Genomic DNA, 12,789 nt, shown 5'->3' with positions numbered 1-12,789 from the left:
CCGGCCCCACGAACGTTTGGACAAGGAGGGCGTCAAAAACAAACGGGCGAGCCGCGCCCCCTCACGCACGAAAAGTGCGAGCACGTTGTACGTATGGCAAGGCGCGAGAGATGCGGGAAACGCGGGAGCGACGTCAGGGCAGACACTCCGGGCGTCTGGGGTTGAACGCGTGGGCTGGCGTTCATCCAGGAACGTGAAGGCCGTGGCCCTCCGGGGTGAGGAGACGTGTCCCCACTCCGGCGCCACGGCCGTCCGTTCATTCCGCCGCGAGGCTGGGATTACCGCTGGGCCTGGGTGGCGATCTTCACCTGGGCCTTGTTCAGCTTCAGGCTGCCCAGCTCGCGGTTGATGTTGGCCAGGTCCGCCTGGGTAATCTGGCCCGGATCATGTCCGCCCGGAGGGCCGCCCTTGGGAGGCTTGCCTTCGGGGGCGACGGCGCCGCCGCGGTCCGGATCCACCAGGGCCGTGCCGCCACCGGCCTCCACGGCCGACAGCTCCTTGAAGCCGGCGGTGGTGCTGGCCGCCTCTCTCTGGGTGATCTGCTTCACCAGCGTGAGCTTCCCGCTGCTCCGGTCGTACCGGTACAGGCGGGTGCCCTTGGCGCCGTCGTCCACGGCCACGTCCACGGAGCCGGTGGACTTCGCCTTCGCCGGGCTCGCGATGGGCTTCGCCGGGGCGAGCTTCACCTGGTTGTTCTGGGTCCTCGCCGGCTGGGCCCCTGCCTGCGCCGCCGACAGGGCGACAAACCCCACGGCCATGCTTCCCACTGCGGACTTCCAACGCGTGTTCATGAATCCTCCCGGTTCCCTTACGCGCGGCGGCGCGGATATTCGCCGGGAGTCTATTCGAACGCGACCAGGTCCTGGACCCACCGGGCGCTGCCCTGCTGGAGCCACCGGGCGCGGGTGTCCCGGAGCGCCTGGGCCGGCGGGGTGCCTCGCCGCAGCGATTCCACCAGCGCCTGGAAGAAGGCCCCGGCCTCCACGTCCGGCACCTCCGTGGAGGGCGCGACCACGGCCCGCGCGCCCGCCTGGATCAGCGCGGACGGCAGGCTGGACACCGCGTGGTAGCGCCACGCGCCCACGTTCGCGTCGCAGGCGGCCAGCATTACCACCGGAGTGCCCCGGAGCGTGTGCCCCTCCAGCTCCTCCGCGGTGAGCGCGTACCGGCCGGCCGCGTCCGGGGACAGCGCCAGGAAGGCCGCGTCGGACACGGTGCCGGCGAGGCCGTGCGTGTGCAGCTCCACCTCCGTGGCGTCCTCCATCTCCGCGAGCACCGCTTCCGGCGTCGCCGCGCGGCCCCGCAGGTGGACGTCGCCCGGCCCCGTCATGCCCTTCCACGGCATCAGGCGCGGCAGCCCCAGCGTCGCGGGCGGCTCCACGTCCGACACCACCAGCCGCTTCGGGACGGGCGCCGGGGCCGAAGCCTCCACGCGGTGGCCGCCCGGAGCCAGGTAGCTCCACGCGCGGTCCCCGGGCAGCAGCCCCGGGCGCCCCAGGAGGATGGGCTCCGCGAGCACCCGCACCACGTCGCAGCCGGCGAGCACCTGCAGGAGCTGCTCGGGGACCGCGGGCACCTGTTCGCGCAGGGGCTGCTTGAGGGCGTGGAGGTACACCCCGCCGCTCGCGCCGGTGGGGCCTCGGGCGACAAAGAGCATCCGTTCGTCCTGGCCGGCCAGCGCCAGCAGGCACGACGTGGGCGCGGTGCGGTCTACCTCCCGCGCGAGCAGGTCCACCGCGGTGCCCCACTCCTTCGCCCGGCCCGTGTCCATCACCAGCACGTGGTGGCTGTGGGCCCAGGCCTTGCGCGCCTCGATGTCGGTGGAGCGGTGGAGCGCCGAACCGGTGATGACCCCGCGCAAGAGCTTCTGGCCCTCCTCGCGGTCGCGCTCGATGAGGATGCGCCCTTCGATGTGGTCCACGAGCAACCGCTCGCCGGTGGTCAGCGACGGGTCCTGGCGCAGCACGCGGATGCGCTCGCGCACGCGGTCCAGCTCGCGGCCCGGCACGGTGCTTCCCTCCAAGCGCAGCAGATCTCCCGCGACGGCGACCTCCAGGAGCGTGGGCGCGGTGGGACAGGCGAGCGCGTCCTGCACCTCTCGCCGGGCCCGCTTCGCGTCCAGGTCCTCCACGAAGAGGAGCGCCCGTGCGTGGTGGTACTCGGACCGGCGTGCGCAGTCCTCCGGCGCGTGCTGGACGAACTCGTCCAGGTAGGCGCGGGCCAGCGCCGGGGCGTGGCTCAGCCGCGCGCTCGTCACCAGGTCGGACAGGAGCACCTCCTCCTGGAACCAGCTGTCGGTGCGGAACGCCTCTTCCAGCGCGGAGCGCGCCAGCGAGTCGGCTTCGTGGCGGCGATCCATCCGGTTGTAGAGCGCCGCCAGGTGCCGCTGGAGGTCCACGCAGCGGTCCTGGAAGCCCGCGCTCCGGCACGCCGCCAGCCCGTTCTTGAGGGACGTCTCCGCCGTCTCCATGTCCCCCCGGGCCTGCGCCGCCTGGGCCCGGCCCCGGGCGAGCGGAGCGTCGTACCAGGCGGGCTCACCGGACTGACGGACCAGTGTTGCCAGCTCGTCGACGAAGCGGTCCTCCTGGTGGAGCAGCAGGATGGCGCCCAGTAGCAGGTCGCGCTCGCCGGAGCGCCGCAGCCGCGCGAGGAACGCGTCCGCCTCCGCGCCCTCCAGCGAACGCGTGCCGGCCAGGAGCTCGTGGTAGGTGTTGGCCAGCGGGCCGCGCTTGCTGAAGTCCGCCGCCGCCACGCGCGCCACGTAGGCGCTCGCGGTCTTGGTGCGGGTGACGTCGTCCAGCAGCTCGGCCAGCGGGGCCAGGGGCTTCACGCGCTCCACGGACGGGGCCGCGCGCAACGCGTGGTAGAGGTACAGCCGCGCCAGGTCCGGGTTGCGCCGCGCCATCGAGCCCGGGTACGGCGTGCCGTCCAGCGCCAGCTCCATGCCGGCCCTGTTCATGGCCTGCCACGAGTCCCGCCGCGCCAGCGCGCCCTTGCGCAGGCCGTCCGCGCGCTCGGTGGCTTCGGTGCTCCAGCCGGGCTCCTTCGCCTGCGCCACGCGGGAGAACTCCGCCGCGGCGGCCAGCTCCAACGAGAGCGCCTGGAGCGCGAGGCCCCGGTTCCAGTGCAGCCGCGCGTCGTCCGGCGCGGTCTCCAGTCCCGACTCCAGCAGCGTCAGCGCGCGCTCCGGCTGGGCACGGCCCAGGGCCGCCACCGCCAGGTCGCCCATGACGGCGGGCGATGCGGGCAGCCGATCCAGGATGCGCTCCGCGCGCTCGAAGTCCCCGGCCGCGAGCCAGGCGGTCGCGACGCCGTGCAGGTCTCCCTTCGCCTCCAGCTCAGACAGGGCCTTGAGGTCCAGCTCCGGCCGTCCGTCCGCGCCGCCGCGCATCGTGCCCGTGGCTCTGTAGTCCGCGAGGCCCGGGTGACTGAGCCGGCCCTCCAGCGGGCGCGCGGAGGCCAGCGCGAAGGGCAGCGCGCGCGCGGTCTCCGTGGAGCGCCACGGGCGTCCCACCAGCAGCACCGCGAGCACCACCGCGGCGGCCGCGGCCGCGAAGCCCGCCACACGGCGGAGATCCCACACCGCACGGCCGCGAGGGCGCGCGGACGGGGACCGCGTCCCGGCATCGGGCGCCGGCTCGGACTGGCTCCCCGTCCCAGGGACGGCCCGGAGCCCCGGACCCGCGGGGGCTCCTTCAGAACCCGGGGACGCCACGGGCCGGGCGTCCGTGCCAGGAGGCCTCACGGCTTCCCCAACTCCGGACGCGGCACGCGCGTCGGCGGCGGCCTGCACGAGGAGGCTCGCCTGCACCTGGTCCTCCAGGCCGGCCTGGCACTCCTCGCAGGTCGCGAGGTGGGCCTGGAAGGCCTCTGCCTCTTCTGGCGGAAGCTCCCCGTCCACGAAGGCGGCGAGCTGTTCACAGGAGACGGTCACGCCGGGCCCCCCGCGGTGCCTTCCCGGGCGAGGAGCAGCTCCTTGAGCTTCTTGCGCGCGCGGAACAGACGGGTGCCCACCGTCATGGACGGGATGCCGAGCCGTCGGCCGATCTCCGCGTAGCTCTGTCGCTCCATGTCCTTCATGCGGACCACCTCGCGCAGCTCCGGGGGAAGCTGTTCCACCGCCTTCCACACGTCATCCAACGTGTAGTGCGCCCATGTCTCCGGGGCGGCTTCGGCCTCCGCCAGGGTGTCCCCCATCGCGTCGGTGAATTCCTCCTGGGGGTGGCGCCGGTCGTGCCGGCACCAGTCGAGGAAGCGTCGAACGAGGATGGACGCCAGCCACGCCATGGGAGGCGCGGACCGGTCATACGTATGAAACGCGCGGAAGGCCCGCTCGTAGGTCTCCTGCAACAGGTCCTTCGCGTCCGACGGGTTGCGGCCCCGGCAGAGGATGCGGGCCCGCTCCTCCAACGCCGGAGCGCACCGCGCGATGAGCGCCTGGAACTCCGCGGCGTCCCCACGGGAGGCCGAAGGCACCTCCGGCTCGGATGCGGAGGACTCCCCGGGCGGGACGGCGCGGGGCGATCGCGGGCGGAAGACCACGGGGGCGTTCCTAGCAGGAGCCGCCCCGCCCGCGAAGTCCGTCGACACCCTCCCTGGCGCTTCCCACCCGACAGGTGGGAGTCCCGGGATGGCAGGCCGGAGGGCTAGCAGGGGCCGTTGCCGATGCGAACACCCGTGCGAACCCGGGCCTTGAAGACGCCCAGCGCCGCTCCGAAGCCCGTAACGCGGATCTTGCTGTAGCCGGACCCGCCCGAGCCGATGTTGATGCGCAGCCCGCAGAACGCCGGGAAGAAGGGACCCGCTGGGTACCAGGTGCCGGTGGTGCTCACCGAGCCCAGCCCCCACCAGTAGCCGTTCGCGTAGCCGAACGCGGCGCCGGTGATCGCCACGCCCTTGCAGGCGCTCTCCGTGACGTTGCTCGACGCCGGGATTACCTCCACGAACGGCTGGGCGTAGTTGCCGTACAGGCCGGTGATCTCCGTCACGAAGCGGTGCGCGCAGGACGGCTGATCATAGGTGCCGTCGTTGGAGGCCGCCGAGATGTCCGCGTACGAGCAGTGGGGGAAGACGGCCGGGACCGACGCGCCGTCCGGCTGCGCCAGCACCACGCCCGAGCCCACGCAGGACTCGTCGACGCCCTGCTCCTGGCTGGCGATGGACTCGTCCACGACCTCGGCGCCAGGGGCCTCCTCGTCGAGAGGTCCCCCACAGGCGGTGGCGAGCGAGGCGGCGAACACGAACGCGGCGGCAGGGATGAAGCGCATGGGTGACTCCGGAAGCGTGAGCCCATCCGCGGGCTCCTCCCTGTTACGTCCGGTGTCGCGCTTATTCCCCGCGCCATTTCCACGCCGTTTTTCGGCCGTGCTAAGGCACCGCGCGTGGACATCGACAAGCCCTACCTGCTGTTCCTGGGAGACGTGAGGGATCAGCTCGCGGCCAAGACGGCCCAAGGCATCGTGGACTGGCGGCCCGACTGGTGCGTGGGTCAGCTGCGCCTCCCTGGCTGCGCGGCGGACTGTGGCCTGCCGGACATGGACATCACCCAGGCGAAGGCGAAGGGCGCGCGCACGCTGGTGGTGGGCGTGGTGAATCCGGGCGGAGTGCTGGCGGACGCGTGGGTGGACACGCTGGTGCGGGCGATGGAGGCCGGGCTGGACGTGGCCACCGGGCTGCACAAGCGGCTGTCCTCGTTCCCCGCCGTGGCCGCCGCGGCGGCGAAGCATGGGCGCAAGCTGCACGACGTGCGCTTCCCGGACCGGGACTTCGCCACGGGACAGGGCACGAAGCGGCCCGGCCTGCGCGTGCTGACCGTGGGCACCGACTGCGCGGTGGGCAAGAAGTACACGGCGCTGGCGCTGGAGAAGGAGCTGCGTCAGCGCGGGTGGAAGGCGGACTTCCGGGCCACCGGGCAGACGGGCATCCTCATCTCCGGGCGAGGCGTGGCGCTGGATGCCGTGGTGTCCGACTTCGTCTCCGGCGCGGCGGAGTGGCTCACGCCCGCGAACGAAGCGGACCACTGGGACGTGGTGGAGGGCCAGGGGTCGCTGTTCCACCCCTCCTTCGCGGGCGTCACGCTGGGCCTGCTGCACGGCGCGCAGCCGGACGCGTTCGTCGTCTGCCACGAGCCCACGCGCAAGCGCATGCGCGGCGTCCAGCATCCGCTGCCGTCCATCCAGGACGTCATCGATCGCACGGTGCTGGAGGGCCGGCTGACGAACCCGGCCATCCAGTGCACGGGCATCGCCATCAACACGGAGCACCTGGGCGAGGACGAGGCGCTGGCGCTCCTGGAGTCCACCGGCCGGGCGCATGGCCTGCCCTGCGTGGACCCCCTGCGCACGGGCGCGGGCCCCCTGGCGGACGCGCTGGCGAGCCGCTTCCCGCGCGGGTGACACGGGCCCCTTTCGCGAAACCCGCTCCACTGGAGCGGCTCACGGTATATTGAGGACACCATGGGACGCATTTTCGAGACACGCAAGGCGACGATGTTCGCCCGCTGGAACAAGATGGCGAAGGTCTTCACACGCATCACGAAGGACATCGTGATCGCGGTGAAGGCGGGCGGGCCGACCATCGAATCGAACCCCGCGCTGCGCCGGGCCGTGCAGAACGCCCGCGCGGCGAACATGCCCAAGACCAACGTGGACGCCGCCATCAAGCGCGCCAGTGGTCAGGACCAGGCCGACTACCAGATCCTCCTGTACGAAGGCTTCGCGCCCCACGGCGTGGGCGTCCTGGTGGAGGCGGCCACGGACAACGTCACGCGCACCGTGGCCAACGTCCGCTTCCCCTTCACCAAGCTGGGCGGGAGCATGGGCACGGCGGGCAGCGTGTCCCGCCTCTTCGAGCACATGGGCGCCATCCGCCTGGACGCCGAGGGCGTGAATCAGGAGGAGCTGGAGCTGGAGCTCATCGACCACGGCCTGGAGGAGATGGGCGAGACGACCGGCGAGAAGGGCGAGAAGCAGCTGCTCCTGCGCTGCAAGTTCGCCGACTTCGGCAAGCTCATGTCAGCGATTGAAGCCAAGGGCATCACGCCCGTGTCCACGCAATCCGAGTACATCCCCCTGCCCGGCACCCTGAAGGAGCTGCCCGAGGAGCAGGCCACGGAGGTGCTCAAGCTGGTGGACATGCTGGAGCAGGACGACGACGTGCAGCACGTGTTCCACAACCTCGCCTGAAGCACGGGCATCCGGTCCCCGCGCGCACTCCCCGGGGGCCGGTGCCACGCTCACGCGGCGTCAGAGCTGCTGAAGCTCCGCCGAGGAGATCCATGGCCGACGAGGGTGACGGGCAGGACCTGCGGGACACGGTGAAGCGGTTGGAGGCGACGGTCGCGGCCCTGGAGACGCGGCTCGCGAGCCTGGAGTCCCGGGAGGCGCCGCACCCCTTGGCCTCGCCCTCGGCCCCCGCTGTCGTGGAACCGGTGGCCGCGCCCGAGCAGCGGGACCTGGAGGCGCATGTCGGCACCTACTGGTTGAGCCGCCTGGGCATCGTGGCGCTCATCATCGGCATCGCGTACCTCATCACGTACCACTTCGGGGAGCTGGGGGTGCTGGCGCGCGTGGGCGCGGGCTACCTGCTCAGCGCGGGGCTGGGCGCGTTCGGGTTGTGGCTGGCGCGGCGGCACCAGTTGTTCGGGCGCATCGTCTTCGGCGGCGGCCTGGCGCTCGCGTACTTCGTCACCTATGCGCTGCACTTCATCCCGGCGGTGCGGGTCATCGACAGCGAGGTGCTCGCGCTGGTGCTGCTCGCGGGGTTCGTGGTGGCCATCGTCACCATCGCGCATCGGATGCAGTCGGAGACGGTGGCGGGCATCGCGCTGTTCCTGGGGCTGCACACGGGGATGCTCAGCGACATCACCGCGTTCACGCTGCTGTCCACGACGATGCTCGCGGCGGGCGCGCTGTTCTTCCTGGTGCGCAACCGCTGGGTCATCGTGCCCCTGTCCAGCCTGGTGGCCGTGTACAGCACGCACGTCGTCTGGGCGGTGCGCACGGGCCACATGGCGCCGGGTGCGCCGGAGGATGACCGGCTCCTGTTGAGCCTTGGCTTCCTCGCGCTCTACTTCCTGCTGTTCTCCGTGGCGCTGCTGGTGCGCCCGCGCGACCTGCCCGTGCGCGCGAGCCTCGCCTTCACCCTGCTCAACTGGGTGGGCCTGACGTCGCTGGGCGCGTACGAGGTCTCCCAGGAGCAGGACTCGCACCTCTTCGGCTTCCTCCTCGTCGTCGCGCTGGCGCATGGCGCGGGGGCCGTCGTGTCGAGGCTCCAGCGTGCCCCCGCGGCGCTGACGCATGCGTACCTGGCGCTGACGGCGGTGACGCTCGCGCTGGCCATGCCCGCTCGCTACGACGACGTCGCGCTGGTGGCGGCATGGACGGTGACAGGGCTGATCGCGGGCCTGGCCGCGCGCGGGGTGGAGTCTCCGGTGCTGCGGGGCGTGGGCGTGCTCATCCTCTACGTGGCGCTGGGTGCGTGTGAATGGGAGACGCCGGGACGCCTGACGTTGCTCATCGGGCTGGTGGTGGCGTTCGTGCTGGTGGAGCGCGGCGGGACGGTACGCGTCGCCGGCCTGCCGGAGCCCAAGGCCCGGACGCCCTTCACCGCCATCTGCGCGGCGGGCGCGGGGCTGTCACTGGTGGCGCTGGTGGGCGCGCGGATGCCCGAGGGGCTCGTCACGCTGGGTTGGGTCATCGCCGCCTTCCTCCTCTTCGGCGTGGGCTTCGCGGTGCGCGAGCGCTGGTACCGGCTGGCCGCATTGGCGGTGCTGGGGCTCGCCCTGGGGCGGCTGGTGCTGGTGGACGTGGCGAAGCTGCCGCCGGATCAACGGGTGCTCACGTTCATCCTGCTGGGCGTCATGCTGCTGCTTGTCTCATACACATACACGCGGCTGCGCGACCGGCGCGGGTGAAGACACCGTCCCCTGAAGGGCGCGGCCTCAGATGTCGGTCTCCTGCCGCTCCGTCACCCGATACTCCTGCCGGTAGGCCTTGCCCCCGCGCTCGAAGGTTTCGACCACGGTGACGCCGTCCTCGGAGAGGAAGAGGCGATAGTTCGTGTCCGCCGTGGGCGTCGTCACTGCGTAGTTTCCGAAGGGAAGTCTGAAGACCACGCGCGGGGGGCGATCCGGACAACAGGCCGTCAACAGCGTGGAGGCCAGGGCACTCGTCAGCATGCCCGCGAGCACGATGCCCAGCTTCCTCATGGCTGCCTCTGGAGGCTGCGGTTCCGGTAGAGCTCTCCCGTGCCTTCCGTCGGCTCGGCTTCAAAGAGCGTGGCCTTCGCGAAATCGCCGGTCGCTCCCGCCTCCGGCCGCACGGCCCACACGTTGTAGACGGCACCAATGGGGCCAGTGCCCTGCGCGGGGATGATGGAAACGCCATCCGCGGTGGCCGACACGAGCCGCACCCGGATGCCTTCGGCTTCATCATTCAGCGGATCACACACCCCACCCTGGAGCTTCGCGCCCGCGAACAGGGGCCAGCCCAGCGCGAGTCCCGCGCAGAAGAGTGCCGTCGAGGCGACCTTGCGACGATGCGAGGAAGGAATTGGCATGGGGTGGGAGCCTGACCCAACTCACAACCGAAGCACCAGTGACCCCGGGGACACGATAGCCTTCGCGCCTCCCTGCTCCAGGAGCCCGCATGCGCCTCGCCTACCGCCGACAGAGCACCCTGCACCGGGGCTGCACGCTGAGCTGGTTCGTGGAGGGAGACGGTCCTCCGGTGGTGATGATCCAGGGGGTCGGCGTTGGCGCCGCGGGATGGCGGCCGCAGGTGGAGGGCCTGGCCTCCCACTTCCGGTGCCTCTGCCTGGACAACCGGGGCTTCGGCGCCAGCCAGCCACCAGGCGACGCGCTCACGGTGGAGATGATGGCCGACGACGTGCTTGCCTTGATGGACGCGCAGGGCTGGGAGCGAGCGCACGTCATGGGGCACTCGCTGGGTGGGCTGGTGGCGCTTTACCTCGCGCACCAGGCACGCGAGCGGGTGCGAAGCCTCTCGCTGCTGTGCACGTTCGCGACGGGCGCGGTGCCCACCCGCCTCGCGCCGGACCTGCTGCTCATGGGCCTGCGGACCCAGCTCGGCACGCGGCGCATGCGGCGCCACGCCTTCCTCCGCATGGTGCTGGCGCCCGAGGAGCTGGCCCACGCCGACAAGGACGCGTTGGCGGAACAGCTCGCGGAGCTGTTCGACCATGACCTCGCGGACCAGCCACCCGTGGCGATGCGCCAGTTCCGGGCCATGCGGAGCGCGGACGCGACCCCGTTCCTCCCGGGGCTGGCGGGCCTGCCAACCCTGGTCGTGAGCGCCACGCACGATCCCATCGCGCCCCCCACCGCCGGGCAAGCCCTGGCGGCGGGAATCCCTGGCGCCCGCTTCGTGGAGCTTCCCCATGCCTCGCACGGCGTGCCCCTGCGCTTCCCGGACCGCGTCAACGCGCTCCTGAAGGAGCACCTGGACGCCGCCGAGAGCTAGGGATTCCTCACGGGGGGGCACGGCCGGTCGAAGTACAGCGTGTGTCCCAGGGCAGCCATCCTTCCAGGCAAGGGATCGCCGGCCGCGTACCGGAAGATGGCGCCGCTGCCCTAAGTTCCCGCCGTCCTCCCCGCCGCGCCCCAGCCCCCATGAGCCAAGACGTCACGCCCCCTGTCTCCGTGAAACACGGTCCGCTCGGACCGCTCGTGCTGTGTCTTTCGGGTGGGGGTTACCGCGCGGCGGCGTTCCACCTGGGGACGCTGCGGTTCCTCGACACCGCTGGACTTCTGTCCGATGTCGTGGGCCTGTCCACGGTGTCCGGTGGCACGCTCACGGGACTGGCGTGGGTGGTGAGCCAGCTGGACGGCAAGCCGTTCAAGGCGTTTCACGAGACGTTCTCCGCGTACCTGCTGCGGACGAATGTGATTGCGGAGGCCCTGACCCGGCTCACCTCGAACCGCGACCACGGCAGCCATGCGTGGGCCAGCCTCATCCGGTCCGCCGCGGACGTCTACGCCCGGCCCGACTTCCTGGGCGACCGGCGCTTCGGTGAGGTCCTGGACGCGGGTGGGCTCCAATTCCAGGAGGCCATCTTCAACACCACCGAGTTCCACACCGGCCTGGACTTCCGCTTCCGGCGCAGCAACAACCCGCTCACCGTCCTGGGCAACAACGGCTACCGGATGCCGCGCCCGGTGGCCAGCCACGTTCGGCTGGCGGACATCGCCGCCGCGTCATCGTGCTTCCCGGGCGGCTTCGAACCGCTGGTGTTCCCGCAGCAGTTCCACTGGCCCCAGGGCTATCCGCTCGACACCGCGCTGGCGGCCCTGGGCCCGGGCTTCCAGAGCGGCCTGCCGCTGATGGACGGCGGCATCTACGACAACCAGGGCATCGACAGCCTGCTGCTCGCGTTCAACCGGACGGATCCGCCGCCCACGCTGCTCATCTCCGACGTCAGCGTCCAGAGCCCGGAGATGTACAACGTTCCGGAGAACCCGACGAAGCGCGGCTGGGTGACGCTGAACGGCGTCTCCTGGTTGGCCTACGGCCTCTTCTTCCTCACCCTGCTCTCCGCCGCCATCCTCGTGTGGCGCGGGTTCGAGACCGCGCGCGAGGGCAACTGGGAGCCCAGGGACTATTTCCTCTACCTCATCCCCGGCGTGTTGACGGCGTCGGTGGCGACGGCGCTGGTCTGGGTGCGTGCGCGACTGACGGATGTCGTCACGCTGGTGAAGCGGCAGATGGATCTGGACGTCTGGCCGTCGTTCAAGAAGCTCACCGTGCCGGAGTTCGCGCAGATGCTGGTGCTCCGCGCGACGTCGCTGCTGGCGCTGACGTCCAAGGTGTTCATGAAGCGGGTGCGCGGACTCGTGTTCGGTCAGGTGTATGGAGATTCGCGATTCAAGGACCGGCGCATCTCCAACCTCATCTCCGCGTTCACGGTGGACCGGCCCAACCTGTTCGCGAAGCACCCGTGGCTCAAGCCCGGTGCGCACCTGGTGGCCGTGGGCACGCAGGCATGTCAGATGCCCACCACGCTCTGGTTCACGGACGCGGGCCAGTTCACCACCGTGGAGAGCGCGGGCGCGGCCACCATCTGCTACGTGCTCCTGCGCCACATCGTGGAGCACCACGCCGGGCAGTACGAAGCGCCGGGCCAGCCGTTGAATGCGCTGTACCAGCGCCTGCGTCAGGAATGGGCGGTGCTCAATCAGGCCGGCGCTCCATCGCGGGAGCGACAGGCCGTGGCGGCCTAGCGCCCCGGGGACTGGCGGACGCCTCGGGTTTCGCGTGCATCGGGAGATGCCATGAGTAGGATTCTGGCAGCCCCAGCCCGGAGACCCGATGGCATCCCCCACCGATACGCAGGACCCGTACGAGCGCATCTACCGCGTCTGCGAACAGGTGCCCTCCGGACAGGTGGCCACCTACGGAGACATCGCCACCATCGTCGGCGGGGCCTGTGATGCGCGCACCGTGGGCCACGCGATGGCGGCGCTGGGGTCGCGCGCGGCGACCGTGCCGTGGCAGCGCATCATCAACCGCACGGGCGGCATCAGCACCTCCGGCCACCGCCAGCGCGAGCTGCTGGAGGCGGAGGGCGTCGCCTTCGACGCCGCGGGCCACGTGCGCATGGACGCGCACCACTGGAAGGGCCCGAGCGAGGCCTGGGCACGCGCCCACGGCTTCAACGTGCTGCCGCCCCAGGACGCGCCCGCACCCGACGCGCAGCTCAAGCTCTTCTAGGGCCCACGGAGCGTCCGGGCGACCGGGCACGAGGGGAAAGCGCTCGGCGGCCCGTCTGCTT

The 12,789-nt window shown here is 71.4% G+C and carries 12 protein-coding genes; 6 read left to right on the top strand and 6 right to left on the bottom strand.

The features are described from left to right. Nucleotides 1-278 precede the first annotated feature (278 nt). The 4 genes from D7Y21_RS04500 to D7Y21_RS04485 form a co-directional block, all read right to left on the bottom strand. Nucleotides 279-791, bottom strand: a complete 513-nt coding sequence (locus D7Y21_RS04500; protein WP_147443413.1) for a hypothetical protein — start codon at nucleotides 789-791, stop codon at nucleotides 279-281. A 50-nt stretch (nucleotides 792-841) separates the two neighbouring features. Continuing rightward, nucleotides 842-3,934, bottom strand: coding sequence for a CHAT domain-containing protein (locus tag D7Y21_RS43405; RefSeq protein ID WP_121711469.1), 3,093 nt, complete (start codon nucleotides 3,932-3,934; stop codon nucleotides 842-844). Beyond that, nucleotides 3,931-4,476, bottom strand: a complete 546-nt coding sequence (locus tag D7Y21_RS04490; RefSeq protein WP_233611975.1) for an RNA polymerase sigma factor — start codon at nucleotides 4,474-4,476, stop codon at nucleotides 3,931-3,933. Before D7Y21_RS04490 ends, D7Y21_RS43405 begins: the two co-directional genes overlap by 4 nt. A gap of 170 nt (nucleotides 4,477-4,646) precedes the next feature. Beyond that, nucleotides 4,647-5,267 carry a hypothetical protein gene (locus D7Y21_RS04485; RefSeq protein ID WP_121711465.1) on the bottom strand — a complete coding sequence of 207 codons (621 nt, stop codon included), beginning with the start codon at nucleotides 5,265-5,267 and terminating at the stop codon, nucleotides 4,647-4,649. 114 nt (nucleotides 5,268-5,381) lie between these two features. Here D7Y21_RS04485 and dgcN point away from each other — a divergent pair, with 114 nt between their 5' ends. From dgcN to D7Y21_RS04470, 3 genes are all read left to right on the top strand, one after another. After that, nucleotides 5,382-6,395 (top strand): N-acetyltransferase DgcN, encoded by a 1,014-nt coding sequence (dgcN, locus tag D7Y21_RS04480; protein ID WP_121711463.1) that lies wholly within the window; start codon nucleotides 5,382-5,384, stop codon nucleotides 6,393-6,395. Nucleotides 6,396-6,455: 60 nt separating this feature from the next. Beyond that, the gene (locus tag D7Y21_RS04475) at nucleotides 6,456-7,184 is read left to right on the top strand and encodes a YebC/PmpR family DNA-binding transcriptional regulator (protein WP_120567775.1); all 729 of its coding nucleotides are present in this window, start codon (nucleotides 6,456-6,458) and stop codon (nucleotides 7,182-7,184) included. 92 nt (nucleotides 7,185-7,276) lie between these two features. Next, nucleotides 7,277-8,914, top strand: coding sequence for a DUF2339 domain-containing protein (locus D7Y21_RS04470; protein WP_121711461.1), 1,638 nt, complete (start codon nucleotides 7,277-7,279; stop codon nucleotides 8,912-8,914). Between the two features lie 27 nt (nucleotides 8,915-8,941). Here D7Y21_RS04470 and D7Y21_RS04465 read toward each other — a convergent pair whose 3' ends face one another. Further along, nucleotides 8,942-9,208, bottom strand: a complete 267-nt coding sequence (locus tag D7Y21_RS04465) for a hypothetical protein (RefSeq protein WP_121711459.1) — start codon at nucleotides 9,206-9,208, stop codon at nucleotides 8,942-8,944. Continuing rightward, a complete protein-coding gene (locus D7Y21_RS04460) occupies nucleotides 9,205-9,558 on the bottom strand; it encodes a hypothetical protein (RefSeq protein WP_121711458.1) in 354 nt (117 codons plus the stop codon). The genes D7Y21_RS04465 and D7Y21_RS04460 overlap by 4 nt, the downstream gene beginning before the upstream one ends. Before the next feature lie 89 nt (nucleotides 9,559-9,647). On the opposite strand from D7Y21_RS04460, the gene D7Y21_RS04455 reads away from it, so the two are divergent. The 3 genes from D7Y21_RS04455 to D7Y21_RS04445 all read left to right on the top strand — a co-directional run bounded on the left by D7Y21_RS04455 (nucleotide 9,648) and on the right by D7Y21_RS04445 (nucleotide 12,728). Further along, a complete protein-coding gene (locus D7Y21_RS04455; protein WP_121711456.1) occupies nucleotides 9,648-10,481 on the top strand; it encodes an alpha/beta fold hydrolase in 834 nt (277 codons plus the stop codon). 149 nt (nucleotides 10,482-10,630) lie between these two features. Continuing rightward, nucleotides 10,631-12,238: a patatin-like phospholipase family protein gene (locus D7Y21_RS04450; RefSeq protein ID WP_233592043.1), complete on the top strand. Its 1,608-nt coding sequence runs from the start codon at nucleotides 10,631-10,633 to the stop codon at nucleotides 12,236-12,238. 88 nt (nucleotides 12,239-12,326) lie between these two features. Beyond that, entirely contained in the window at nucleotides 12,327-12,728 is a 402-nt protein-coding gene (locus tag D7Y21_RS04445; protein WP_120567780.1) for an MGMT family protein, read from the top strand. The last annotated feature ends 61 nt before the right edge of the window (nucleotides 12,729-12,789 follow it).

Origin of the sequence: Corallococcus sp. AB045 (genome assembly GCF_003668895.1) — a bacterium.
Taxonomy (GTDB): domain Bacteria; phylum Myxococcota; class Myxococcia; order Myxococcales; family Myxococcaceae; genus Corallococcus; species Corallococcus coralloides.
Note: the sequence above shows the minus strand (reverse complement) of the source record. Positions and strands in the feature narration are given on the sequence as shown.